The sequence below is a fragment of the Rhodanobacter denitrificans genome, from assembly GCF_003335105.1.
Lineage (GTDB): Bacteria > Pseudomonadota > Gammaproteobacteria > Xanthomonadales > Rhodanobacteraceae > Rhodanobacter > Rhodanobacter denitrificans_A.
The window spans coordinates 121,365-145,970 of sequence record NZ_QFWQ01000002.1 but is presented as its reverse complement, the minus strand read 5'-3'; the positions used below and the strand labels follow the sequence as shown (position 1 = coordinate 145,970).

The window sequence follows — 24,606 nt, the reverse complement described above, 5'->3', positions numbered from 1 at the left end:
CGGCACGGCGGGGTGCGGCGGCCGGCACGGTGGCGGAATTCGGGTAAAATCGCCGGCTTGTCCAATCGCTGCGTGCAGGAATCGCCATGGGTAGAGGCCCGTCCATCGAAGGTCGCAAGAACGCCGAAGACGCCAAGCGCGCCAAGGTGTTCACCAAGCTGATCCGCGAGATCACGGTGGCCACCCGCGCCGGCGTCGCCGACCCGGCGGGCAACCCGCGCCTGCGCGCGGCGGTGGACAAGGCGCTGTCGGCGAACATGACCAAGGACACCATCGAGCGGGCGATCAAGCGCGGCTCCGGCGCCGATGGCGGCGCCGACATGCAGGAGCTGCGCTACGAGGGTTACGGCCCTGCCGGTACTGCGCTGATCATCGAATGCTTCACCGACAACCCCACCCGCACCGTCGCCGACGTGCGCCATGCGCTGGCCAAGCACGGCGGCAACCTCGGCACCTCCGGCTCGGTGGCGTTCCAGTTCACCCGTTGCGGCGAACTGGTGTTCGCCACCGGCGGTGACGCGGCAGCCGAGGAAAAGGTGCTCGAAGCGGCGCTGGAAGCCGGTGCCGACGACGTGCTCAACGAGCATGGCGAGAGCATCGTGCTGTGCTCGCCGGAGAACTTCGAGACGGTGCAGCAGGCGCTGATCGACGCCCACTTGGCCGCGCAGCACGCCGGCGTGGTGATGCGTCCGAACAACCGCGTCGAGGTGCCCGCCGAGGCGCTGGAGTCGCTGCTGGACCTGCTCGAGCGGCTCGATGCGCTGGACGACGTGAGCGAGGTGTCGCACAACGCCTTGCTGCCCTCCGAGGCCGTCGAGTAAGCCGCGGGCCGCGTGCCTTCGCATCGAACCCGTAATGACCCGCATCATCGGCATCGACCCCGGTAGCCAGCGCACCGGCGTGGGGATCATCGACGTGGACGGCGCGGGCAAGCTCGTCCACGTGTTCCACGGCGCGCTGGCGGTGGCCGGCGAGGCCTCGTTCCCATTGCGCCTGAAACGCATCTTTGACGAACTGTGTGACATCATCGCGACCCACCAGCCGGCCGAGTGCGGAATCGAGCGCGTATTCATGGCGCGCAATCCGGATTCGGCGCTGAAGCTCGGGCAGGCGCGTGGCGCCGCCATCTGCGCGGTGGTCAGTCAGGGGATCGTGGTGCACGAATACGCGGCAACCGAAGTGAAGCAGTCCGTGGTCGGCAGCGGCCGCGGCGACAAGGCCCAGGTACAGCACATGATCGGCGTGCTGCTCGGCCTGAAGGGGCCGCTGCAGGCCGATGCCGCCGACGCGCTGGCGGTAGCGGTGACCCATGCGCATACCCGCGCCAGCCTGGCCCGCGTCGGCATACCGCGCACGGCCTGGAGGCGTCGCCGATGATGATGAAGACAAGGGGATACCGCCGGTGATCGGACGCTTGCGCGGCATCCTGATAAGCAAGCAGCCGCCGTCGCTGCTGGTCGAAGTAGGCGGCGTCGGCTACGAAGTCGAGGCGCCGATGTCGACGATCTACGACCTGCCCGGCATCGGCAAGGAAGTGGTCCTGCTCACCCATCACGCGGTGAAGGAAGACAGCGTCGCGCTGTACGGCTTCCTGCACGAGAGCGAGCGCACGCTGTTCCGCAACCTGCTCAAGGTCAGCGGGATCGGCGCGAAGATCGCGCTGGCGGTGCTGTCGGGTGTTTCCACCGAGCACTTCGCGCGGCTGGTGCAGGCCGGCGACGTGGTCGCGCTGACCAAGATCCCCGGCATCGGCAAGAAGACCGCCGAGCGCATCGTGGTGGAGTTGCGCGACCGCGTGGACGGCCTGTCCGGCATGCCGGGCGCCGCGCCGCGTGCGGCTGGTGCGCCGCTGGACGCCGCCGGCGAAGCCGCCGTGGCGTTGCAGCAGCTGGGCTACAAGCCGGCCGAGGTGGCCCGGCTGGTGCAGAAGGTTGCTGCCGATGGCGACGGCGCCGAGGCCATCATCCGCAAGGCGCTGCGCGCCGCGCTCGGAGCTTGATCGTGAGCCATCAGACTGTTCAATGCCTCAGCCCCGCGGAGAACCGGCGTCGATTGCGGGCGCTGGCGCTCGGTGCGATCGGCGTGGTGTTCGGCGACATCGGCACCAGTCCGCTGTACACCATGAAGGAAACCCTGGGCACGCACGGCATGACGCCGACGCCGTCGGCGGTGCTGGGCGTGCTGTCGCTGGTGTTCTGGGCGCTCATCGTGGTGGTGTCGCTGAAATACGTCACCTTCGTGATGCGCGCGGACAACAAGGGCGAGGGCGGCATCATGGCGCTGATGGCGCTGGCGCAGCGCTCGATGAGCGGCTCGGCACGCGCGCGCTGGGTGCTGGCCGGCTTCGGCATCTTCGGCGCCGCGCTGTTCTACGGCGACGGCGTGATCACCCCGGCGATTTCGGTGCTTGGCGCGGTCGAGGGCCTCGGCGTCGCGGCGCCGGGGCTGGACAAGTACGTGGTGTGGATCGCGCTGGCGATCCTGCTGGTCATGTTCGCCGTGCAGCGGCATGGCACGCACAGCGTAGGGAGGGCCTTCGCCCCGGTGATGGCGCTGTGGTTCGTGGTGCTGGCGGTGCTCGGCGTGCGCCAGATCATCACCAATCCGCAGGTGCTGTCCGCGGTCAACCCGTTGCACGCAATACGCTTCTTCATCAACCACGGCAACACCTCGTTCATTGCGCTTGGCGGCGTGGTGCTGGCGCTGACCGGCGCCGAGGCGCTGTACGCCGACATGGGCCACTTCGGCAAGAAACCCATCCGGGTGGCCTGGTTCGGCTTCGTGCTGCCGGCGCTGCTGCTGAACTACTTCGGCCAGGGCGCGTTGCTGCTGGGCAATCCGCGCGCGATCGACAGCCCGTTCTACCTGATGGTGCCCGAGTCGCTGCTGTACCCGATGATCGTGCTTGCCGCCGCCGCCGCGGTGATCGCATCGCAGGCGGTGATCTCCGGCGCATTCTCGATGACCCGCGAGGCGATGACGCTGGGCTACTCGCCGCGGCTGGCGGTGGTGCACACCTCGCGCGAGATGTCCGGGCAGATCTTCGTGCCGTGGGTCAACCGCATGCTGATGGTGCTGGTGATCGTGGCGGTGCTCGGCTTCCGCAGCTCCGACAACCTGGGCGCGGCCTACGGCATCGCGGTGACCGGCACGATGACCGTGACCACGGCGCTGGCACTGGTGGTGGCGCGCAAGCGCTGGCACTGGAGCTGGTTCACGGTGGTGCTGGTCGGCGTGCTGTTCCTGATCATCGACCTGTCGTTCTTCGGCGCCAACCTGCTGAAGGTGGCGCACGGCGGCTGGTTCCCGCTGGTGCTGGGCGTGGTGCTGTTCAGCGTGATGACCACCTGGCGCCGCGGCCGCGAACTGGTGATGCGCGAGATCAAGCAGGGCGGCCTGGCGCTGGCGCCGTTCATCGAGAACATCGCCGAGCACCCGCCGCTGCGCGTGCCGGGCACGGCGATCTTCCTCACCGCGAACCAGCACGCCGTGCCGCATGCGCTGCTGCACAACCTCAAGCACAACAAGGTGCTGCACGAGCGCAACGTGTTGCTGACGGTGGAGACGCTGGAAACCCCGGTGGCCGAGGTCCATGAGCGCATCGAGATCACCCCGATGGGCGGCAACTTCTTCGGACTGGAGCTGCGCTTCGGTTTCGCCGAGGATCCGAACATCCCGCTGGCGCTGACCCAGTGTTCGCGCGAGGGCCTCGGCTTCGACATGATGGATACCACTTTCTTCCTGTCGCGCGAGACCATCGTGGCCGATGCCCGCCGCCCCGGCATGGCGCTGTGGCGCGACAAGCTGTTCGCATTCATGGCACGCAACGCGCTGCCGGCCACCGCGTTCTTCCAGATTCCCGGTAACCGGCTGATCGAGCTGGGCGCGCAGGTGGAGATCTGATCCGCGCAGCGGATCAGATCTCCACCGCGGCCCACGGATGGGCCGCACGCAGGCCGATCGCGGACGCGATCGGCCTGCGCAGCCACGGTCGGGTGCAGCCCGACCGTGGCGAGCCAAAGAAGTGCAGGAAAGCACTTCCTTGGCTCATGGAGCGGCTGCTCCTGCTCCTGATTTCCACTCCATTTCACCTACGCAAGCCGCCATAATGCCGGCATGATCGACCACCGCATCATCACCGCCGCCGCCCAGCTCGACGACGAGGCGCTGGAAGCCACCATCCGGCCGAAGCGGCTGGCCGAGTACCTGGGCCAGCAGGCGGTGCGCGAGCAGCTGTCGATCTACATCGAGGCCGCCCGGAAACGGGGCGGGGCGCTGGACCACGTGCTGGTGTTCGGCCCGCCGGGTCTGGGCAAGACCACGCTCAGCCATGTGATCGCGAACGAGCTGGGCGTCAACCTGCGCTCCACCTCCGGCCCGGTGCTGGAGCGCGCCGGCGACCTGGCCGCGCTGCTGACCAACCTGGAGGCGAACGATGTGCTGTTCGTCGACGAGATCCATCGCCTGTCGCCGCTGGTCGAGGAGGTGCTGTACCCGGCGATGGAGGATTTCCAGATCGACATCATGATCGGCGAGGGCCCGGCCGCGCGCTCGATCAAGCTGGACCTGCCGCCGTTCACCCTGATCGGCGCCACCACCCGCGCCGGCATGCTCACCGCACCGCTGCGCGACCGCTTCGGCATCGTGCAGCGGCTGGAGTTCTATACCGCCGACGAGCTCACCGCGATCGTGCGCCGCGCCGCGCGCATCCTGGGCATCGTCTGCGCGCCGGAAGGGGCGCAGGAGATCGCCCGCCGCTCGCGCGGTACGCCGCGCATCGCCAACCGCCTGCTGCGCCGGGTGCGCGACTACGCCGAGGTACGCGCCGGCGGCGAGATCACCCTGGCCGCGGCGCAGGCCGCGCTGGACATGCTGAAGATCGACCCGCAGGGTTTCGACGAACTGGACCGGCGCCTGCTCGGCCTGATCATCGAGAACTTCGACGGCGGCCCGGTCGGGGTGGAGTCGCTGGCCGCCGCGCTGAGCGAGGACCGCGGCACGCTGGAGGACGTGGTCGAGCCGTACCTGATCCAGCAGGGCTACCTGATTCGCACCGCCCGCGGCCGCATGGTCAGCGCCAGGGGCTGGCGCCACCTCGGACTGACCCCGCCGCCGCGGCAGGCGCAGCCCGCCGACCTGTTCGACGCCGGAACCGACGATGCCTGAGCTCGCCCCGAAACCGCCCTTCCGCTGGAAAGTGCGGGTCTACTGGGAAGACACCGACGCCGGCGGGGTGGTCTATCACGCCGGCTACCTGCGCTTCATGGAGCGCGCCCGCAGCGAGTGGATGCGCGCGCTCGGCGTCGACCAGATGGCGTTCAAGCAGGCCACCGGGCTGGCCTTCATGGTGCGCGACATGCACATCGACTTCCTCAAGCCCGCCCTGCTGGATGATGAACTGTCGGTAACGGTCGAAGTCAAAGAACAGCGCGCAGCCAGTATCCTGTTCACCCAGACGATCACGAAGAACGACGGCAGCTGCCTGATCCGCGCCAGCGTGCGGGTGGCCTGCGTCGATCTTCAGCGCATGCGTCCGGCGCTGATTCCGGCCGATCTGATCCTGCAACACGCACCTTAAGACAACCCAAGCCGACTGGCGGAGAACCTGCAAGCAATGAACGGTGGACTGAACATTTTCACGCTGATCGCGGATTCGAGCCTGCCGGTGAAACTGGTGCTGCTGGTGCTGCTGGTGTTCTCGTTCCTGTCCTGGGTGATCATCATCCGCAAGTATTCGCAGACCAAGGCGGCGATGGAGAACGCCGAGGAGTTCGAGGAGCGCTTCTGGTCGGGCGGCGACCTGGCCCAGCTGTTCCGCGAGGTCAGCAACCGCAACGGCGGCACCGGCGGCATCGAGAACATCTTCGAGTCGGGCTTCCGCGAATTCGCCCGCCAGCGGCAACGCAAGACGCACGATCCGCGCAGCGCGATCGAGGGCTCCGAGCGCGCCATGCAGGTGGCCGGCACGCGCGAGATCGGCCTGCTCGAGCGCAACCTGGAGTTCCTCGCCAACGTCGGCTCGATCAGCCCGTACGTGGGCCTGTTCGGCACCGTGTGGGGCATCATGGGTGCGTTCCAGGGCCTGGGGGAGATGAAGGATGTAACCATCGCGGTGGTCGCGCCGCACATCTCCGAGGCACTGATCGCCACCGCGATGGGCCTGTTCGCGGCGATCCCGGCGCAGTGGGCGTACAACCGCTACGCCACCAAGGTCGAGCGCATCGCCTCGCGCTACGACGTGTTCCAGGAAGAATTCTCCTCGGTGCTGCAGCGGCAGATCCAGACCGACGACGTCGCCTGAGCGGAGAGCAGCCATGCGAACCTCCGGGCGCCAGCGGCGCTACAAGCTCAAATCCGAAATTAACGTGGTGCCGTACATCGACGTGATGCTGGTGCTGCTGATCATCTTCATGGTCACCACGCCGATGATGAACTCCAGCGTCGACGTGCAGCTGCCGCAGGCCAATGCCAAGTCGCTGCAGCAGAAGAAGGACCCGGTGCTGGTCTCGGTGCTGCAGGATGGCCAGCTCTACCTGACCCTGAGCGGGGCGAAGAAGGAACTGGTCGACGAGGATGCGCTCAAGCTCAAGGTGGGCGCCTTCGTGCGCGAGAATCCCGAGGTCAGCGTGCTGGTCGGCGGCGACGAGCGGGGCAGCTACGGCGGCGTGTTCAAGGTGCTGGCCGACCTGCAGCAGGCCGGCGTGGCCAAGGTCGGCCTGATGGGCCAGCCGGGCGAACCGGCTGGCCAGGGCAAGAGCACCTCCGATGGACGAAAGTAAGGCGACGCCGAGGGCGGTCGTACTTTCCGCCATCCTGCACATCGGCATCGTGGGGTTCCTGTTCCTCGCGGTGCTGCCGTGCTCGACCTACGAGAACGTGTTCAACGCGCTGCATCTGCCGGCGTGGATGAACCCGATCACCTGCTCGAAACCGCTGGAATTGCAGGGGCAGGTCATCGAGGCCACCCTGATCGGCCCCACCGGCAGCCCGCCGCCGAAGGCGGTGAAGGTCAAGCCGGTACCCGATTCGACGCCGCCGCCACCGACGGTGCCGCCGCCGACGCCGCCCAAGATCGAGGCGCCGGAGGTGAAGACCCTGCCGCCGCCGCCCAAGCAGCCGGACCTCAAGGACCAGGAGCGGGTGGTGGAGGAAGCTGCGCTGAAGGCCGAGGAAGCGAAGCAGCTGCAGGAGGAAAAGCAGCGCCAGCGTCAGGCGGAGCTGGATGCGCAGGCGGTCAAGCAGAAGCAGGAAAAGCAGAAACAGATCGACGACCTGCTGGCGAAGATGGATGCGGCGGCGCAGCAGACGCGCAAGCTCGACAGCAAGGCCAGGCAGGCCAAGCAGCAGTTGGAGGATCTGAAGAACGCCCAGGACAACGGTGCCCCCGACCTGCCCAATGCGGCGCAGCGCCAGACCGGCAACAACAGCCAGAACAGCAACCTCGCCGACGAATATGCAGCGGCCATTCAGAATGCGGTCACGCCGAACTGGTTAAGGCCGGATAACATACCGACTGTTCCGTGCCAGGTTCACATCGTGCAGTCGCCCGGTGGCGACGTCATGAGCGCCACCGTCGACTCCAGTTGCCCGTACGACGACGCCGGCCGGCGTTCGGTCGAAAATGCGGTATTGCGCACCAAGACCTTGCCGTACAAGGGTTTCGAAAGCGTGTTCCAGCGCAACCTCACCTTCACTTTCAGGCCGCAATGATCAAGACCATGCGCAAATTCAGCTCAAGCCTTGTCGTCATCCTGCTGGCCGCGGTGGCGTTGTTCGCCGGCCCGGCCACCGCCCAGTCCCTGAACGTCGACATCGTCGGTGGCGTCAAGACCGCCACCCCGATCGTGGTGGTGCCGTTCGCGCAGGCCGGCGGCGCGCCGCTGTCGACCGACGTCGCCGAAGTGATGCGCAACGATTTCAACCGCTCCGGCAAATTCCGTTCGCTGGCCAAGAGCGATATCGTGGAGTTTCCGTCCAAGGGTTCGGACATCAAGTTCGCCACCTGGCGCCTGCTGAAGCAGGACTACATCGTGGTCGGCAACGTCACCGAGGCCGGCAACGGCATGGTGCAGGTCGAGTACGAACTGTGGGACGTCAACAAGCAGCAGAGCCTGCTGCACCAGCAGATGCCGCCGGCGCCGGCGGGCGACCTGCGTGGCGTGGCGCACCAGATTGCGGACATCATCTACCAGAAGATCACCGGCGTGCGGGGCGCGTTCTGGACGCGTATCGCGTACATCACCGCGGTGGGCCTGGGCAACCACACCACCTATTCGCTGATCGTGGCCGATTCCGATGGCTACAACCCGCAGGTGGTGGCCCGTTCGAAGGAGTCGCTGCTGACGCCGGCGTGGTCGCCGGACGGCCGCAAGCTCGCCTACGTTTCGTTCGAGAGCGGCAATTCGTCGATCTACGTGCAGGACATCACCACCGGCTCGCGCCAGCTGGTGGAATCCCATCCCCGGGGCATCAACGGTGCGCCCGCGTGGTCGCCGGACGGCAGCAAGCTGGCGGTGGCGCTGTCCTACGTCGGCAACCTGGAGCTGTTCGTGCTGGACCTGGCCAGCCGCCACGAGACCCGGCTGACCAACAGCCTGTCGATCGACACCGAGCCGGTCTGGGCGCCCGACGGCAAGAGCATCTATTTCACCTCCGACCGTTCCGGCCGGCCGCAGATCTACCAGGTTTCGGCCAGCGGCGGTACGCCGCAGCGGATCAGCTTCCAGGGGCAGAGCAACCTGAACGCCGACGTGAGCTACGACGGCAAGCAGATCGCCATGGTGCAGGGCAACGGGAACGTGTATCGTATTGCCATCATGGATCGCAGCCTGGGTGACCAGGTGCGGTTCCTCTCGCCGGGCCCGATCGACGAGTCCCCGAGTTTTGCACCGAATGCCAGCATGCTGCTGTACGCCGCTACCGAAGGACGTCGCGGCGTGCTGTATGCCGTATCGGCTGACGGCATGGTTCGCCAGCGCCTCGTACTTTCCGACGGCGACGTGCGCGAACCGGCCTGGGGACCATACCGGCAACGCTGATTTTCCAGGCTGCTGCACGAAAGTGCGGCAGCCCGATGCCCAGGGAGTGGGCCCGAACGGTGCCGCGAGGCGCGTTTCGGTTTCCGGTTATGACGCTTTGCCGCGTCGAAAGCCAGTCAGGGCGACCGTGCAGAGTCACGCACTATCGACCTTTCAAGTGTCAAAATAACAGCCGGTTAACCGGCGACAGCTGTCCCGTTATCCCCGATCGTCATCGTTAGTCGGAACTCAACCCGTAAGGAACGTCACCATGAATAAGACCGTTCGCGTCGCCCTGGTTGCCCTGCTCTGCGTAGGCGCGGCCGCTTGCTCCAAGAAGCAGGAAGTCAAACCGCAGCCGGCTCCGGAGCAGACCGCCCCGACCCAGGCTCCCGTCTCTGACGGCAAGTACACCCCCGCCGACCTCGACACCGATGCCTGCCTGCGTCAGCGCGTCGTGTACTTCGACTTCGACAAGACCGAGATCAAGCCGGAGTTCCAGCAGATCATGGCGTGCCACGCCAAGTACCTGCGCGATCGCCCGACCTCGCACATCCGTCTGGAAGGCAACGCCGACGAGCGCGGCTCGCGCGAGTACAACCTGGGCCTCGGCGAGCGTCGCGGCAACGCCGTCTCCGAAGCGCTGCAGGGCAATGGCGGCCAGGCCAGCCAGCTGGAAGTGATCAGCTATGGCAAGGAAAAACCGGTGTGCCGTGAGCACAACGAGGATTGCTGGAGCAAGAACCGCCGCGTCGAGATCGTCTACACGGCGCAGTAATGATGAAGCGACTGGCTAAGAGCTTTGCAGCCAGGTTCAGCATGGCGGGCGCGGTCGCGTCCGCCATGCTGTTCGCGTTCCCGGCATTCGCGCAGGACTCGCGGCTGAGCCTCGCCGATCGCGTCGCGCGGCTGGAACAGCAGGCACAGAACAAGGACCAGTCCGGTACCGGCATGGTCAACCAGATGCAGCAGTTGCAGGCACAGGTGCAGCAGTTGCAGGGACAGATCGAGGAACTGCAGCACCAGTTGCAGACGCTCGAGGACAAGAACAAGGCCCAGTACACCGATCTCGACGCCCGGCTGGGGCGCATCGAGAGCGCTGGTGCTGGAGCCGCTGCAGCGGCAGGCGGCAACCCGCAGGCCCAGGCGGCGGCCAAGCCGGCTGCTGCGGCGGGCAATGCCGCCGCCGGCAATGCGGCAGCAGGCCAGGCGGCTTCGGCGGGTGGCAATCCGGGTGCCGGCGCGGCCGACCCCGCGGCGGCCCAGGCGGCCTACGACGTGGCCTTCAAGGCGATCCGCGCGGGCAACTACGTCGAGGCGTCGCGTGAGTTCCGCAGCTTCATCCAGCAATACCCGAACCACGCGCTGGCGCCGAACGCCCTTTACTGGCTTGGCGAATCCTATTACGCCACCACCAACTACCCGGTCGCGCTGGAATCGTTCCAGCGGCTGCTCAGCCAGTTTCCGCAGAGCGAGAAGGCGCCCGATGCGCTGCTCAAGGTCGGCTACAGCCAGCTCGAGCTGAAGCAGACCGCAGCGGCCAGGGCCACGCTGACCCAGGTCGCCGCCAAGTATCCCGGCACCAAGGTGGCCAGCCTGGCCCAGGAACGCTTGCAGCGCCTGCAGCTGCAGTCGGGCAACTGAGCGGCAGCGGGTATGAGCGGCCATGACGCGCGCGAGGCGTCCGGTACGCCTGCGGCGGCGGTCGCCGAGCGCCTGCGCATCACCGAGATCTTCCACTCGATCCAGGGCGAGGCCGATGCGATCGGCTGGCGCACCGTGTTCGTGCGCCTCACCGGTTGTCCGTTGCGCTGCGTCTGGTGCGATACCGAATATTCGTTCTACGGCGGCAACTGGCATGCGATCGACGACATCCTCGCCGAGGTCGCCACGCACGGCGCGAAGCACGTCTGCGTGACCGGCGGCGAGCCGCTGGCGCAGAAGCGCTGCCTGATCCTGCTGCGCAAGTTGTGTGACGCCGGCTACGAGGTGTCGCTCGAAACCTCCGGCGCGCTGGATGTCTCCGCGGTCGATCCCCGCGTGCGCAAGGTGCTGGACCTGAAGGCGCCGGATTCGGGCGAGAGCGGCCGCAACCTGTGGTCGAACCTCGACCACCTGCTGCCGCACGACCAGATCAAGATCGTCATCGCCAGCCGCGCCGACTACGAGTGGGCTCGCGCGATGCTGGCCGAGCATGCGCTGGCGGATCGCTGCATGGTGCTGTTCTCGCCGGTACACGGCGCGGTAGAGCCGCGTGACCTGGCCGAGTGGATCATCGCCGACAAGCTGCCCGTGCGGTTCCAGTTGCAATTGCACAAGTTGCTGTGGAACGACGCGCGAGGGAAATAAGCGAGAAGTGAGTGGAGAGGAGTGAGAAGTGAGAGGGTACAGCGCGCTTCCCACTCATTTCTCACTCCTCTCCACTCACTCCTGTTTTACGCGCCGCGGCCTGTGTCGCCGGCGGCGCCTTCCGGCCGGTGACCGGCCGTACCCGTTTGGATGCAAGCCATGTCTGACCATTCTTCCCGCAAGGCCGTCGTACTCGTCTCCGGCGGCATGGATTCGGCCGTCACCATCGCGCTGGCGCGCGAACAGGGTTATCAGGTGCACGCGCTGAGCGTGGCCTACGGCCAGCGCCACCGCTCCGAGCTGGACGCATCCGACCGCGTGACGAGGATGCTCGGCGCGGTCGAGCACAAGACCGTCGGCGTCGACCTGCGCAGCATCGGCGGTTCCGCGCTGACCGCCGACATCGACGTGCCGCTGGACGCCGCTGAAAGTGGCAACATCCCGGTGACCTACGTACCGGCGCGCAACACCATCATGCTGTCGATCGCGCTGGGCTGGGCCGAGGTGCTCGGCTCCAGCGACATCTGGTGCGGCGTCAACGCGGTCGACTACTCGGGCTACCCGGATTGCCGCCCCGCCTTCATCGAGGCCTTCGAGAAACTCGCCAACGTCGCCACCAAGGCCGGCGTGGAAGGCGCCGGCATCCGCATCCATGCACCGCTGATGCGCATGAGCAAGGCCGACATTGCGCGCGAGGGTCAGCGCCTGGGCGTTGATTTCTCGGCCACGGTAAGCTGCTACCAGGCCGACGACGACGGCCGCGCCTGCGGCCATTGCGATGCCTGCCGGCTGCGCGCGCAAGGTTTCCGCGAGGCGGGTCTGGACGATCCCACGCGTTACGCCTGAAGGGCCGGCACGCTTGCTTGTGCCGCTGCTGCCCAGCCCGTAAAATTGTCCGCTTGAGTTTTGCAATGACGGGTCGTTAGCTCAGTTGGTAGAGCAGTAGACTTTTAATCTATTGGTCCCGGGTTCGAGTCCCGGACGACCCACCAGTTTCGGAGCGCCCCCTGGGCGCTTTTTTTTGGTCCTTCGCGGCATATCTGGCGAGGAGCATCCAAAAAAAACGGCTGCCGGGATTGCCGGCAGCCGCAGGGAGCCTTGCCTTGCCGAACGATTACTTCAGGCCTTCGGTGAACCAGTAGGTGCGCTTGCGCTTGCCGGTGTTGGGCGGAGTGACCTTCTGGGCACCCAGCGCCGAGGTGTTGTTGCCGCCACCCGTTCCGGTCTGGTTGCCGCCGCCGATCAGGACCGGGGTATATACGCCGCTGCCGGGGGTGACTTCGACCAGGCCGAATACCGGCGAGGGCGGCAGGCCGCCACCGTCGAAGACGATGTAGCCGTTGCTGTTCTGGCCCGCGCCGGTCAGGAAGTTGATCGCGTAACCGCGCGCGATGCCCAGGTTCGGGTAGCACATGCTGGGATTCAGCTTCGGATCGGCCGGGGTGTTGGTGCCGAAGTACGTGTAGCCGGCCACGGTCAGCGGCGCGTTTACCGCCTTCTCGCCCGAGTGGGTCAGGGTGACATAGAACCCCGACGTGGTGCTGGTGGAGGAGTAGGGCGCGGTTGCTCCGGAGGCGGCACCGGTTTCGTCGGTGAGCATGGATTGGGTGATCGTGGTCCAGCCGCTGGCCACGCTGGTGCCGGTGTTGGTGTCCTTCAGCATGTAGAAGCGATTGACCACGCAGGAGGATGCGTTCGACGCCAGGGGATGCTCGCGGTCGCCGCTGGCCGCCACCACTGCGTCGAAGCTGGTGGTCGGCGTGACATCGGGTGGGTAGAAGAACTTGCGGGCGCCAATAGGGTTGGTCGCGCAGGCGCTGCCGGTGCCGGTGCCGGTGGTGCTCAGGCTGGCAAGCTTGGTTACCTTCCAGTTGGCGGGAGAGGTGTCGTCGACATCGACGCGCCAGATGTTGCCGCCCAGATCGCCGGTGTAGAGGCGGTCGGTATAGCCGTCGCCGTTGCGATCAAGCAGGGTGATGTCGGACGGGATCGCATAGGTCATGCCGGGTACCGCAGCCGTGCAGCCGGACGGGCAGGCGCTCCACACCTTGCTGCCATCGAAGGCATCCAGCACCACGATCGCGCGGCCCATGGTGTCGGCGGCGGCCACCGGATCCGTATCCTCGGCGGGGTCATAGCCGCCGCCCATGACGACCACCGGGATGGGATTGCCGCTGAGATCGGTGTGGCCCTTGACCAGGGCCAGCTTGGGCTGCGACCAGGTCTGGCCGAGTTCGGGGATGTCGGCGTTGGTCTTGCTCCACAGGAATGTCGGCGGCTTGGTCGGGTCGCTCACGTCGAACGCGTAGATCAGCCGGCCGCCACGGCGTGCCGTGACGTAGATGTAGGTCTTCGGACTCGCGGCGTTGCGCAGGTCCTGGTAGACCGTGGTGGTGCCGTCGAAGAAGTAGGGCTTGCCACTACCGCTGGCGGAGCCGAGTGTCAGCAACGGGCTGTTGTTGTACAGGCGTTGGAACCTGCTGAAGAAATCAGGGGCGACGAACGACCACAGTTCGCCGCCGGGGCGCACCAGGCGCCCGCTGGCCATCGTGATGACGCCCGGGGCGGTCGCATCCTTGTTGCCGTTGACGGCACGGAAGAAGCCGTCGTTGGAGCCGTAGAACGCCACGATGCCGATGGAACCGCCGTAGTTGACGACCGCCGGCCGCGAATGCAGCACGTCGCCGTGAAGGGAGGGACGCACGGTGACTGGGCTGCCCGGTCCGGCCGGACTCTCGGCGCCGGTGCCGGTATTGTTGTCCGTGCCGCGGACCCAGTTGATCAGGTTGGTGGTGGTGGGGGTCGTGGTCGAAGTGGTGCCAAACAGGGTATTGCCGCCCAGGGTGGTGGCATCGAACGTGGGCAACGCTGTGCCGGAGGCGGCGCTGGGGCAGCCGCCCACGCTGGTGCAGGTGTAGATCACCCGCGTCGACTGGTCGGTGAGGTAGTCTGCGCGTGCCATTTCGGCGACGCCGCCCTTGTCGACAATCTGGCCGTCGGGAGCATCGAAGGCGCCGCCGGCGCCGGTCGGGTGGTTGACCCAGAAACCGCTGGCGGGCCAGCTGGGGACGATGGTGCTGGTGTAGCCGCCGGCGGTGACGGTGAACGGGCCGTTGCGCGTCCCGACACCGGTTCCGGTGTAGGTCTGCTGGTCGGCCGTCCAGAAGCTGAGCGCGGTGGGCGAAATGAAGCCGGTACCGGCGTTGCTGATCGCGGGGTTGCCCAGCGAATCGTCCAGCACCACGTTGTTGTTGCTGTCGAAGCCGAGCTGGTACTGCTTGAGGTTGCCTGCCCAGCGCGGCGCGGCGGTGGCATCCGGGCGGAACATGCCGACGTAGACCTGGTTGAGCGAGGTGCCCTGGGCGTTCACGCTGACCGGCAGGCTCACCGAGGCGAACACGCTGTTGGTCGCCTGCACTTCGGTCAGGATTGCGTTCAGCGCCGCGATCAGGCCGCTCACGTCGCCTGACCTGACGTAGAAGTACTTGCCGCCGCCGTTCGCGGCCATGCTCTTGATCAGGTTGATGTGGTCAACGCATTTCTGCTGCGTGGCCTCGCAACCATTCGAAACGGCGACGGTGTAGGTGATGATGTTCTGCGAATTGTGCTCGACCGAGGCGGGGATGCCGGACAGGTCGGAGTTGTACATGAACTTCGCCCATTCGTCGCCCCAGTTCTGCTGGTCGCCGGCGGGATTCAGCAGGATCATCGGCGGCGACATGGGCTTGGTGCTGGCGGGGACGCCCATGGCCGTGGCCAGGGTCGATTGCGCCAGCGTGACGCTGTTGGCCGTCTTGGGCGCGTTGCTGCCGCTCACATTGGCCAGGTAGATGATGAAGTTCTTCTGACAGGTGCTGCTGATCGGCGTGGTGTACTTGGTTCCGGACAGGCCGGTGGTACCGGTGAAGAAAGCCCAGGCCTCCTCCATCGATTCATCGAGATTGTTCGAGTTGGTGCTGACGGCCGCCGTGCCCGGGCCGGTTCCGCCGCCGGGCGTGCCAGCGATCACGCTCTGGAAGGTGGTGGCGTGCGGAGTGTCCAGCAAAGGCAGGGGACCGGGCGGGGTCGGCACGGGATTCGGGTAGAAGAACAACCCGCCATTGGCCCCGTTGAACATCATCAGGCCCATGTTGACCTGGCCGTTCAGCGCGCTGGTAGGTGCCCCGATGGAACCGATCATGTTGTAGAGCGCGCACGCTTCGAAGTCATGTGCCTTGGGATTGGAGGCAATCCAGGAGGGGCAGTTGCTGCCGGGGGCTATCGTGGTGGCCGAGTTGCCGTTCGCCGCGTTGTCCATGATCAGCAGCACGTTCGGCTGCCCGCCATTGATCGCGTTGCCGGTGTACAGGTCGATGTCCTCGCCGCTGGCCAGGCTTGGCAGCGTCAGCGCCGCGGCGATCAGGGCGAAGATGCGCAACCGGCGGTTCAGGTTAGAGCGTGCGTGTGACATGGCGGCTACTCCGCGGGGACGGATGCGAGGTTAATAGGGGCAGGGCGTGCCGATCGGAACCTGGACGGAGGCGCCCTGGTGCACGGTGACCGCGACGGCGGTGTTGTTCGGATCGGCGACGCTGGACTGGATGTCCCAATCCGTTGCGGAGCACATCGAGGGTGCCGTCGGGGGCGGGGCTACCGAGGAAGACGGACCGGGCAGGATCAGGTTGCCGTTGGGATTGTTGGGCACCTTGCAGACGTCGCCCAGCGGCAGCGATGCATTGGGAATCACCTTGCTGTCGAGGCAGGCGGGAGGCGCGACCTGGGCAGTGAAATCCGTGATGCCGTCGCCGTTGACGTCGACCGCCACGGGGGTGATGGCGGTGATCGGCACGCGGATGAACGGCTGGCTCATCACCTGCTCGATGCCCTGTTGCGCCACGGTGCCGGCTTCCAGCCGGTACTGCTGGTTGGCGGCGACCTTGGTGTTGATCATGCTCGAGCTGACCATGGAAATGGCGAAGAGCATGAAGATGACCAGGAAGATCAGCGTCATCACCAGGGTGAAGCCACGCTGCGAGGCGCGGGACGGCGAGGTCTTCATTACTGGTTCTCCCGCACGCCGCCGGTGTTCCAGACACGTGCCACGGTGCCGTAGACGTGCCGCTTGTAGTGGTCGCCGTAGGGTCCGTTCACCGCGGCGCGACCCAAGTCGTAGGTGCGGGTGTCCGTCCAGCTGGCGGTGTTGTCGAGGTTGCGCGAAAGCAGGTTGACGCGGACGGCGGTGACATTGGCCCAGTTGGCAGTGGCCGACGCGGTCCATGCGTAGGAGGCGGCTGCCACCGCGGTGGCGCAGGCCGGTGGTACGGCGCTGGTGTCGGACGGGTTGTCGACGTAGCAGTCCGGCGAGCCGTTGTTGTCGACATCGATACCGTAGCTGTAGTGCACGTCCTCGATGCCGGTGACCAGCGAGGAGACCTGGATCGCGCCGTTCACGAACTCGGCCATCTTCAGCGTCGGCGTGGTATCGGCGCCAGTGCCGCTGCATACGTCGCAGGTGGCCACGTAGTAGCTGCGCTCGACGTACTTGCGCAGTTCGGCGGAGGTGCTGGTGCTGCAGGTGCCCCCGGCAACGGCTGCCTTGTTGTGCAGCGTGAAGGCACTGGCGGTGTTGCTGTAGACCAACGACACGCTGTCGGTCTCGCAACCGGAACGCTGCAGGTAGTACTCGGTGCCGCTGGGCGTAGCGGTGACGCTGCCCGAGGCATAGCTCACGGTGAGGACTTCGGCGCCCGCCCGCATGTTCGGAAGGGTGGTCGCCAGGCACGAAGGAACGGTGGCGGCCAGCGCTGGCCCGTAGACCGGGAGCGGAACGGTGAGCGTCGGAGTCGTGCTGAACCCCATCGAGGCGGGCGCCGCGGCGCAGGGATCTGACAGGGCATAGCCAGAGGTGGCCAGCGTTGGGCTGGTGCGCCCGTAGAAGCCGGCCATCTCGATGTCGCGCGTGATGGACTGCAGGGCGAAGCGGCCGTTCTCGACCTGCTCGGAGGTCTTGTTGAACTCCGTGCGCGCCTTGCTGGTGGAGACGTACAGCGAGCTGAGGCCGGCCAGCAGCGCCAGGCCAATGGCGACGGCGATCATCAGCTCGATCAGGGACATGCCTGCCTGCTGGCGGGCATGCGACATGGGCTGGCCGTGGGCGCGAGGAGTCATCATGTCGTCGTGAGGTTGGCGATCTGGATCTGGACGCTGATCACGCGTCGAAGGTTGTTGTCGCCGATCGGTGTCTTCCCGCATGTCAGCTTCGGCTTGGCGGTAGCCATCAGGCCCTGCCAGGCGACGCTGACGCGATAGACCGGGTAGTTGGGGTCGAAGGGGACAACCTGGTCGATGCAGCCCACGGCGCCGATCATGGCGCCGACCTTGGAGCTGCCGGAAACCTCGCGGGAACCGAGCAGCGCGCTTTGCCACGCCGCGAGGTCGGCGTTGGCGGTGGCGGACTGGACGGCCGTACCCAGGGCGCAGACGGGCAGGGGTGGGGTGGCCGTATTGAGTCCACTGGCGCCGTTCGAATAGCACGAGGCCACCTGGCGGTTGGCATTGATGCGCGAGGCCATGTCCTGCACCAGGGTCAATGCCTGCACCCGCTGGTACGACTCCATCTCGCTGCGCGTGGATTTCGCCATCAGGGTGACGGTGCCGAGCAGGGCGATGGCCGCGATGACCAGCGACACCAGCGCCTCGATCAACATCATGCCGGTCTGGTTCTTCATGGGCAGGTGACCTTGGTGGACTCGACGCGGCCGGTGGCGCCCACGGTGACGTTGAGGCAGAGCGGCTGCGAGCCGGTCTTGTTGATCGGCGCGATCGCGAACGTAGCCCCCGTGGTGGTCATCCGGCCGTTGCCGTCGAAGCTGAAGCTTCCGCCGGAGGGCGTGATCACGATATTGCCGAGGGCGGGCTGCTTGCGGATGGTCGCGGCCGGGGTGTTCTGGCTGACTACCCAGCCCCGGCTCCAGTCGGTCGCGCTGGTGGCCGTCACGTCGACCGTGGCGTTGCGCTTGATCGCCTCGCTGCGCGCCAGCGCCACCGAGGAGACGATATCCATCGAGGCGTTCTTGACGCTCTGCGACTGCAGGAACGGCCGCATCGAGGGAATGGCGATCATCAGCAGCACGGCGAAGATGGCCAGGGTGACCAGCATCTCGACCAGCGTGAAGCCGCGGCTACGCGATGTGCGCATGGCTCATTTCCAGCAGTTCGCGGCACCGCCGCTGGCAAGCTTGCTGCCGTCGCCGTTGAGGGTGAGCGTGGCGCAGGCCGTGTCGCGGACCTGGGTACCTTGCGGCGTGGCGGTGACGGTGTAGCTCGGCGGCGTGCCGCCCGAGGCGGAACTCGCGGTGGCCACCATCACGACGTTGTAGTTGGGCGATACCGTGTTCGGCACGGTGTAGCCGAGCGTACTCAGGTTGCCGGCGAACTGTCGGGAATCGACCATGTAGCGCTCCTGTGCGCCGGCGATTTCCTGCATGACGCTCTCGGCCGCCGAGCGGTTGGAGCGCAGGGTGTATTGGAAATAGCTGGGCACCGCGATGGCGGCAAGGATGGCAATCACCGCCACCGTGATCATCAGCTCGATCAGGGTGAAGCCGTGCGAGAGAGAGACGGGTTGCGCCCGGCGCAAGTACGTGCGCGGCGGTGGCGTGAACCGTCGATCGGTGTGGATCGAACCTGGCATATTCCCCCCTAGGGTTGCCGGCATTGTGTGGGTTGACCGACAAGCCTGTCCGTGTGCTGCATCACGGGCTAACGCCATGCCCTGACGGGAATATGGGTTGTTCCCCCGGCAATGTCAATTTGACGATCCGGCGATATTTGACGGGGTTGGAGGCCTTTGCGCACGAACTTTCGAGTTGCCCCGGGAGGTGGTCTGGCGACGCCCCGGCGGCAGCGCTCGGGATAGCGCCGCGGTTTGCGCCGGTTGCTAGTCGCACGTAAATTTCAGCGCCCGCAGGAGTGTCGAGGCGTCCGGGTGCGCATGGCATGGCGGTCGCCCGGAGGTGGCACGGCATTCAGTCGATGCGCCGGGTTCCCCGTCGATGGCGCCGGGTGAGGCGCTCGATCAATAGCGGCAGCAGCGCAAGCAGGGCGATCGCGCCCAGCGGCAGCAGTATCTCGCGGCGCAGGAACAGGTCCGGGCCAAAGCTGCTGGCGTGGCTCATGGCGTCGCCGAGGCCGGCGCCGATCGAGGTTTCGAAGATCAGCGAGACGGTGCCGCCGAGCCAGCTGGCGCCGAGGAACAGCCACAGCGGGCAGCGCAGCCAGGCCAGGCAGACGGTGACCAGGCCGAACGGCGCCACCGGCACGAAGCGCAGGAACAGGGTGTAGCTCACCGGGTGGCGTTCGAAGCCATGGTGCAGTTTCGCCGCGATGGTCGGCGGGCGGCGACTGCCGGCGCCGAAGGCGTAACGGCTGGCCAGGTACAGCACCAGCGAGCCCAGGGTCAGGCCGAACGAGGAACACACGGTGGCGTCGACCACGCCGAAGGCGAAGCCGCCGGCCAGGATCACCACGATGGTGCCGGGGATCCCGGTGGCCACGGTCAGCGTCAGCAAGCCGATGAAGGCCAGCCGGGTCAGCCACGGGTGGCTGGCGATCTGCGCGTGCAGTTCGGCCTGGTGCGTCACCAGCTGGTGCGGGCTGAGCTTGTCGAGCGAACCGGAGGCGAACAGCACGATGCCGGCCAGCACCAGCAGGATCAGCGGCAGCGCGGCGCGCCAGCGGCTCAATACGGTGTGCCGGTGGTGCCGTAGGCGGCCAGCACGCTGCACGCCTGCTCGCGCAGGATGTCGCGGCGGACCTCAATGTTGCGGCGCTGCAGTTCGCCGACCCAGTCGGCCGGCAGCGGACCTTCGTCGAACTCGGTGAGCTCCTCGACGTCTTCCGCCCGCGCGCCGATCAGTAGCTCGTCGATACCCGCCCACACGGTGGCGCCATAGCACTGGCAACACGGCTGCGCGCTGGTGGCAAGCACGTAATGGCCGCCATCCTCGTTCAGCCGGTGCCGGCTCAGGCGCTGCTGCGCAATCATGATCACCATCATCTCGGCATGCGCGACCGAGCAGCTCTGCGGCAGCACGCGGTTGACGCCGACGGCGACCAGCCGGCCACTGTGATTGTTGAACACAGCGGCGCCGAATGGGCCGCCACCGCCGCGATCCACGTTGTGCCGCGACAGCTCGATCGCCAGCCCTACGCGCTCCTCGTCGCTGTGGTAGCGCCGGTTGGTGTCGGCGACGTCGCCGATCCACGGCGGTAGGGTGAGATGGATTTGCAGCGGCAGCATGCCTTCGCTCCGTCTACTGGCCGGCCGGCCTGGCCCAGACGTCGCGCAGGGTCACCGTGCGGTTGAACACCGGGGCGTCGGCGCGGTGGTCGACGCGGTCGGCGACGAAGTAGCCGAGCCGCTCGAACTGGAAGCGCTGCTCCGGCTCGACGCGGGCGGCGGCCGGTTCCAGCCATGCCCGCACCACGCGCTTGGCCTCGGGGTTGACGTGGTCGAGCCAGCTCTTGCCGTCCTCCTCGCTGTCCGGCGCGGGCACGCTGAACAGGCGGTCGTACAGACGCACTTCGGCGGACACCGCGTGCGTCGCACTGACCCAGTGGATGGTGCCCTTCACCTTGCGGTCGGCACCGGGCAGGCCATGGCGGGTATCCGGGTCGAGCGTGCAGTGCAGCTCGGTGACGTTGCCGCTGGCGTCCTTGACGATCTGCCCGCACTTCACGATACCGACGCCGCGCAGGCGCACTTCGCCTTCCGGCTTCAGCCGGTGGAAACCCTTCGGCGGCACTTCGGCGAAGTCATCGCGCTCGATCCACACCTCGCGCGCGAACGGTACCTCGCGCGTGCCGAAGCTTTCGTCCTTCGGGTGGTTCGGGAAGCTCAGCGTTTCCTCGTGACCCTCGGGCAGGTTGGTGATCACCAGCTTCAGCGGGTCGAGTACGGCCATCCGGCGCGCCGCGGTGGCGTCCAGATCCTCGCGGATGCAGTTCTCCAGCACGGCGTAGTCGATCACGCTGTTCTGCTTGGAGACGCCCACGCGTTCGATCAGCAGGCGCAGGCCGGCCGGGGTGAAGCCGCGCCGGCGCAGGCCGCGCAGGGTATTCATGCGCGGGTCGTCCCAGCCGTCCACGTGGCCTTCGCCGACCAGCTGCGCCAGCTTGCGCTTGCTGGTTATGCAGTAGGAAAGGTTCAGCCGCGAGAACTCGATCTGCCGAGGCTTGGCCGGTTTCGCTTCCAGGCCCGCGGCGACCACCGATTGCCACAGTTCCGGATGGTTCGGCAGGTCCACCTTGTCCACGCACCAGTCGTACAGCGGGCGGTGGTCCTCGAACTCCAGCGTGCACAGCGAGTGGGTGATGCCTTCCATCGCGTCGGACAGCGCGTGCGCGAAGTCGTACATCGGGTAGATCGGCCACGCATCGCCGGTGTTCTGGTGGGCGACCTTGCGGATGCGGTACAGCGCCGGGTCACGCAGGTTGATGTTGCCAGAGGCCATGTCGATCTTCGCGCGCAGCGTCTTGCTGCCGTCGGCGAACTCGCCGGCGCGCATGCGGCGGAACAGGTCGAGGTTTTCCTCCACGCTGCGCTCGCGGTACGGCGAGTGGCGGCCCGGCTCGGTCAGCGTGCCGCGGTAGGCGCGCATCTCCTCGGCGCTGAGGTCGTCCACGTAGGCCACGCCGTCCCCGATCAGCTTGAGCGCGGCGCGGTAGAACACGTCGAAGTAGTCCGAGGCGTGGCGCAGCTCGTGCCAGTCGTAGCCGAGCCAGCGCACGTCGTCCTTGATGCCCTGCACGAACTCGGGGTCTTCCCTGCCCGGGTTGGTGTCATCCAGGCGCAGGTTGCACCAGCCGTTGAACTCCTTCGCGATGCCGAAGCTCAGGCAGATCGCCTTGGCGTGGCCGATGTGCAGGTAGCCGTTCGGCTCCGGCGGGAAGCGGGTATGGATCGCCTTGTGCCTGCCCGCGGCGAGGTCGTCACGCACGATCTGCCGGATGAAGTCCTGAGGGGGTGCCGCCTGGGGCATGGCAGCCGTCGGGGCGGCAGATGCGGCGGGGTGGTCGGTCGGCATCGGCTCGGACTCGCGAATCAAGAGGTGGAAATGCACAAGTTTACCTTGTCGCCGCCACGGCCGCCGGAAGCCTTGCCCCGCGTGCCGTGGCGGGTTAGCGTGCGGGACATGCACGCCGTCTACCGCGCCGGGAACCTGTTCGATGCCCATCTGGTCAAGGATGCGCTGGAGGCGGGCGGCATCCCGGCGTTCATCGCCGGCGAGTACCTCACCGGCGGGGTCGGCCAGTTGCCGGCGATGGATTACATCGCGGTGATGGTGCCCGAATCGAGCCTGGCCGAGGCCGGCGGCATCGTGCGCGAGGTCGAGGCCCGGCTGGCGATCGACGAGGTCGGCGATCTGCCCGACGATCCGTGTCCCGCGCCCTGCTGAGAAGTGCCGGTCCCCGCGGTTGCCCAATCCGAGGAAAACCGATGCAGGATTTCACCGCACTGATCCGCGCCGTGGCGGATTTCCCTACACCCGGCGTGATGTTCCGCGACGTCACCCCGCTGCTCGCCGATGCCGGCGCCTTCGCCCGCTGCATCGACGCGCTGGCCGAGCCGTGGCAGGGCCGCGGCGTGCAGGCGGTGTGCGGGATCGAGGCGCGCGGCTTCATCTTCGGCGCCGCGCTGGCGCAGAAGCTGCACGCCGGTTTCGTGCCGCTGCGCAAGCCAGGCAAGCTGCCGCCGCCGGTGGTGACGGTGGACTACCAGCTGGAATACGGCAGCGACCGGCTGCAGGCGCAGGCCGGCGCGATCGGGCCGGGCGAGCGTGCCCTGCTGGTCGACGACGTGCTGGCCACCGGCGGCACGCTGGCGGCGGCCGCGGCCCTGGTCGGCAAGCTGGGTGCCGAACTGCTCGGCGCCAGCGTGGTGATCGAGCTGCCTGCGCTGCAGGGACGCGTCCGCTGGCAGGGTGGCGCGCCGCTGTACAGCCTGCTGCGTTGCTGAGGCGGCAGGCCGCCCCCCGTCGTCACGGCGCGGAAATGTCGACACGCTCCACATAGACCAGCTCGCATGCGCCGGCGCCGGTGTCGTCGCGGGTCAGCGAAGTGTTCCAGTGCCAGCCGTCGGCACGGCTGGCGTCGACCAGGAACCCTTCGATGTGCACCAGCTGGCCCTGGCGCACCTGTTCGAGTTCGCGTTTCACGTCATCGTCGGCGGGAATCATGTGCATGTTGGCGCTGGAGGTCTCGATCTCGCGGCGCGGAATCGGGAATGCCTTGACCTGCCAGTAATAGAAGCGATCGGACTGGGTGATCTCGATCTTCGCCAGCACCGCGCTGTCGGACATGCGGCCCCAGCCGAGCGCGAGATCCTCGGGGATCAGCTCGGCATCGGCACCTCGGGAATAATCCTTGCGCGACAGCACGCGGGCGGTGATGTCGAAGTGCGCGCGGGTGGTGAGCGTGACGTCGCCGCGCTGCAGTTTCGCGCCGTCGTCGAGATCGACCTGTTCGGGGGCGTCGGGTGCGAGCACGCCGGGCGGCGGATGCAGCGGCCGGTGGCGCCACCACGAGACGCCGCCCCACAGCACCAGCAGCAGGACGGCCGTGAGCAGGAGTTTGCGCGCGCTCAGGCGAAGTCCGCCGCCAGGCTATGGCGCTGGCCGGGCGTCAGCGCCACCTCGACCGGCAGCGCCGGCAGCGTCGAGGCCAGCGTGACCGCGGCGCCGGCGCGCCAGTCCGCGATCATCGCCGCATCGAGTTCGAAGCGCAGGAAATGTACCGCGGAGGTCTTCTCGTCATTGCTGCGTTCCATGTCCTCGTCGGCGACCGCAACGACCGCGGCGCGGCCGTGCACGGTCAGCGCGATCGCGTGCTCGATATGGCGCAGGCGCACCAGCTCGCGCTTGCGCTGTTCGACGTCGGGGTATTCGATCAGCATGGTGGCCTTGAGGTTGCTGCCGTCGGGGACCAGCGGATTGTAGGCGTCCAGTTCGTCCTGGATGCCGGCGGCCTCGAAGATGCGCTCGATGCGCAGCATCTCCTGCACCTGGTACTGGATGCTCAGGCGGTCCTCGAAGATCAGCGTGAGGTGCTCGCCCAGGTGCACCGTGCGCTGCTGCTTGTGCGCCATCACGCGGGCGCGGGAGTCGGCGCGCTGCTGCGCGTAGGCTTCGAGGGAGAGCAGGTCGGCGCGGGTCAGCACGTTCATGGCGTGTCCAGGGTGGTATTTGCATGGCGCCATGAG

The 24,606-nt window shown here is 67.0% G+C and carries 27 protein-coding genes and 1 tRNA gene; 17 read left to right on the top strand and 11 right to left on the bottom strand.

Features of this window, described 5'->3' with window-relative positions; all coding sequences use genetic code 11:
- The first annotated feature begins 86 nt into the window (after positions 1–86).
- The 15 genes from DEO45_RS01595 to DEO45_RS01525 all read left to right on the top strand — a co-directional run bounded on the left by DEO45_RS01595 (position 87) and on the right by DEO45_RS01525 (position 12,358).
- Positions 87–821, top strand: coding sequence for a YebC/PmpR family DNA-binding transcriptional regulator (locus DEO45_RS01595; RefSeq protein WP_114340579.1), 735 nt, complete (start codon positions 87–89; stop codon positions 819–821).
- 34 nt (positions 822–855) lie between these two features.
- Positions 856–1,377 carry a crossover junction endodeoxyribonuclease RuvC gene (gene ruvC / locus DEO45_RS01590; protein WP_114340578.1) on the top strand — a complete coding sequence of 174 codons (522 nt, stop codon included), beginning with the start codon at positions 856–858 and terminating at the stop codon, positions 1,375–1,377.
- A gap of 25 nt (positions 1,378–1,402) precedes the next feature.
- Positions 1,403–1,999 (top strand): Holliday junction branch migration protein RuvA, encoded by a 597-nt coding sequence (ruvA, locus tag DEO45_RS01585; protein ID WP_114340577.1) that lies wholly within the window; start codon positions 1,403–1,405, stop codon positions 1,997–1,999.
- 2 nt (positions 2,000–2,001) lie between these two features.
- The gene (locus DEO45_RS01580) at positions 2,002–3,903 is read left to right on the top strand and encodes a potassium transporter Kup (RefSeq protein WP_114340714.1); all 1,902 of its coding nucleotides are present in this window, start codon (positions 2,002–2,004) and stop codon (positions 3,901–3,903) included.
- 213 nt (positions 3,904–4,116) lie between these two features.
- Positions 4,117–5,166 (top strand): Holliday junction branch migration DNA helicase RuvB, encoded by a 1,050-nt coding sequence (ruvB, locus tag DEO45_RS01575; RefSeq protein WP_114340576.1) that lies wholly within the window; start codon positions 4,117–4,119, stop codon positions 5,164–5,166.
- On the top strand, positions 5,159–5,578 hold the full coding sequence (gene ybgC / locus DEO45_RS01570; protein ID WP_114340575.1) for a tol-pal system-associated acyl-CoA thioesterase: 420 nt from the start codon (positions 5,159–5,161) through the stop codon (positions 5,576–5,578). The genes ruvB and ybgC overlap by 8 nt, the downstream gene beginning before the upstream one ends.
- Before the next feature lie 36 nt (positions 5,579–5,614).
- A complete protein-coding gene (gene tolQ / locus DEO45_RS01565; RefSeq protein WP_114340574.1) occupies positions 5,615–6,301 on the top strand; it encodes a protein TolQ in 687 nt (228 codons plus the stop codon).
- A gap of 13 nt (positions 6,302–6,314) precedes the next feature.
- Positions 6,315–6,779 (top strand): protein TolR, encoded by a 465-nt coding sequence (gene tolR / locus DEO45_RS01560; RefSeq protein WP_114340573.1) that lies wholly within the window; start codon positions 6,315–6,317, stop codon positions 6,777–6,779.
- Positions 6,766–7,710, top strand: a complete 945-nt coding sequence (tolA, locus tag DEO45_RS01555; protein ID WP_114340572.1) for a cell envelope integrity protein TolA — start codon at positions 6,766–6,768, stop codon at positions 7,708–7,710. The genes tolR and tolA overlap by 14 nt, the downstream gene beginning before the upstream one ends.
- Positions 7,710–9,038 (top strand): Tol-Pal system beta propeller repeat protein TolB, encoded by a 1,329-nt coding sequence (gene tolB, locus DEO45_RS01550; RefSeq protein WP_189339657.1) that lies wholly within the window; start codon positions 7,710–7,712, stop codon positions 9,036–9,038. The genes tolA and tolB overlap by 1 nt, the downstream gene beginning before the upstream one ends.
- A 250-nt stretch (positions 9,039–9,288) precedes the next feature.
- A complete protein-coding gene (gene pal / locus DEO45_RS01545) occupies positions 9,289–9,795 on the top strand; it encodes a peptidoglycan-associated lipoprotein Pal (protein WP_068095267.1) in 507 nt (168 codons plus the stop codon).
- Positions 9,795–10,661, top strand: a complete 867-nt coding sequence (gene ybgF / locus DEO45_RS01540; RefSeq protein ID WP_223250739.1) for a tol-pal system protein YbgF — start codon at positions 9,795–9,797, stop codon at positions 10,659–10,661. The genes pal and ybgF overlap by 1 nt, the downstream gene beginning before the upstream one ends.
- Positions 10,662–10,673: 12 nt before the next feature.
- The gene (gene queE, locus DEO45_RS01535) at positions 10,674–11,366 is read left to right on the top strand and encodes a 7-carboxy-7-deazaguanine synthase QueE (protein WP_114340570.1); all 693 of its coding nucleotides are present in this window, start codon (positions 10,674–10,676) and stop codon (positions 11,364–11,366) included.
- Between the two features lie 159 nt (positions 11,367–11,525).
- Positions 11,526–12,212: a 7-cyano-7-deazaguanine synthase QueC gene (queC, locus tag DEO45_RS01530; RefSeq protein ID WP_114340569.1), complete on the top strand. Its 687-nt coding sequence runs from the start codon at positions 11,526–11,528 to the stop codon at positions 12,210–12,212.
- Positions 12,213–12,282: 70 nt separating this feature from the next.
- A tRNA-Lys gene (locus tag DEO45_RS01525) sits at positions 12,283–12,358 on the top strand.
- A 122-nt stretch (positions 12,359–12,480) separates the two neighbouring features.
- Here DEO45_RS01525 and DEO45_RS16770 read toward each other — a convergent pair.
- The 9 genes from DEO45_RS16770 to DEO45_RS01480 all read right to left on the bottom strand — a co-directional run bounded on the left by DEO45_RS16770 (position 12,481) and on the right by DEO45_RS01480 (position 22,432).
- Positions 12,481–15,816, bottom strand: coding sequence for a pilus assembly protein (locus tag DEO45_RS16770; RefSeq protein WP_114340568.1), 3,336 nt, complete (start codon positions 15,814–15,816; stop codon positions 12,481–12,483).
- A gap of 30 nt (positions 15,817–15,846) precedes the next feature.
- Positions 15,847–16,404 carry a type IV pilus modification PilV family protein gene (locus DEO45_RS01515; RefSeq protein WP_114340567.1) on the bottom strand — a complete coding sequence of 186 codons (558 nt, stop codon included), beginning with the start codon at positions 16,402–16,404 and terminating at the stop codon, positions 15,847–15,849.
- Positions 16,404–17,486, bottom strand: coding sequence for a PilW family protein (locus tag DEO45_RS01510; RefSeq protein WP_114340566.1), 1,083 nt, complete (start codon positions 17,484–17,486; stop codon positions 16,404–16,406). Before DEO45_RS01510 ends, DEO45_RS01515 begins: the two co-directional genes overlap by 1 nt.
- 26 nt (positions 17,487–17,512) lie before the next feature.
- Positions 17,513–18,073 carry a type IV pilus modification protein PilV gene (gene pilV, locus DEO45_RS01505; RefSeq protein WP_114340565.1) on the bottom strand — a complete coding sequence of 187 codons (561 nt, stop codon included), beginning with the start codon at positions 18,071–18,073 and terminating at the stop codon, positions 17,513–17,515.
- Complete coding sequence (locus DEO45_RS01500) at positions 18,070–18,543, bottom strand: GspH/FimT family pseudopilin (RefSeq protein WP_114340564.1); 474 nt, start codon at positions 18,541–18,543, stop codon at positions 18,070–18,072. Before DEO45_RS01500 ends, pilV begins: the two co-directional genes overlap by 4 nt.
- A gap of 3 nt (positions 18,544–18,546) precedes the next feature.
- Positions 18,547–19,038: a type IV pilin protein gene (locus DEO45_RS01495; RefSeq protein WP_114340563.1), complete on the bottom strand. Its 492-nt coding sequence runs from the start codon at positions 19,036–19,038 to the stop codon at positions 18,547–18,549.
- Positions 19,039–19,372: 334 nt separating this feature from the next.
- The gene (locus tag DEO45_RS01490; protein WP_114340562.1) at positions 19,373–20,089 is read right to left on the bottom strand and encodes a TVP38/TMEM64 family protein; all 717 of its coding nucleotides are present in this window, start codon (positions 20,087–20,089) and stop codon (positions 19,373–19,375) included.
- Positions 20,086–20,646, bottom strand: a complete 561-nt coding sequence (locus DEO45_RS01485) for a nucleoside deaminase (RefSeq protein ID WP_114340561.1) — start codon at positions 20,644–20,646, stop codon at positions 20,086–20,088. Before DEO45_RS01485 ends, DEO45_RS01490 begins: the two co-directional genes overlap by 4 nt.
- A 13-nt stretch (positions 20,647–20,659) precedes the next feature.
- A complete protein-coding gene (locus DEO45_RS01480) occupies positions 20,660–22,432 on the bottom strand; it encodes a glutamine--tRNA ligase/YqeY domain fusion protein (protein WP_114340560.1) in 1,773 nt (590 codons plus the stop codon).
- A 108-nt stretch (positions 22,433–22,540) separates the two neighbouring features.
- Between DEO45_RS01480 and DEO45_RS01475 the strand changes: the two genes are divergently transcribed.
- The gene (locus DEO45_RS01475; protein WP_114340559.1) at positions 22,541–22,804 is read left to right on the top strand and encodes a DUF2007 domain-containing protein; all 264 of its coding nucleotides are present in this window, start codon (positions 22,541–22,543) and stop codon (positions 22,802–22,804) included.
- 41 nt (positions 22,805–22,845) lie between these two features.
- Positions 22,846–23,364, top strand: coding sequence for an adenine phosphoribosyltransferase (locus DEO45_RS01470; RefSeq protein ID WP_114340558.1), 519 nt, complete (start codon positions 22,846–22,848; stop codon positions 23,362–23,364).
- Between the two features lie 22 nt (positions 23,365–23,386).
- Here the strand turns inward: DEO45_RS01470 and DEO45_RS01465 are convergent, their stop codons facing one another.
- Together DEO45_RS01465 and DEO45_RS01460 are read right to left on the bottom strand one after the other, a co-directional pair.
- Positions 23,387–23,893 carry a hypothetical protein gene (locus DEO45_RS01465; RefSeq protein ID WP_223250737.1) on the bottom strand — a complete coding sequence of 169 codons (507 nt, stop codon included), beginning with the start codon at positions 23,891–23,893 and terminating at the stop codon, positions 23,387–23,389.
- A gap of 95 nt (positions 23,894–23,988) precedes the next feature.
- Positions 23,989–24,570, bottom strand: coding sequence for a DUF3501 family protein (locus tag DEO45_RS01460; protein ID WP_114340556.1), 582 nt, complete (start codon positions 24,568–24,570; stop codon positions 23,989–23,991).
- Positions 24,571–24,606 lie beyond the last annotated feature (36 nt).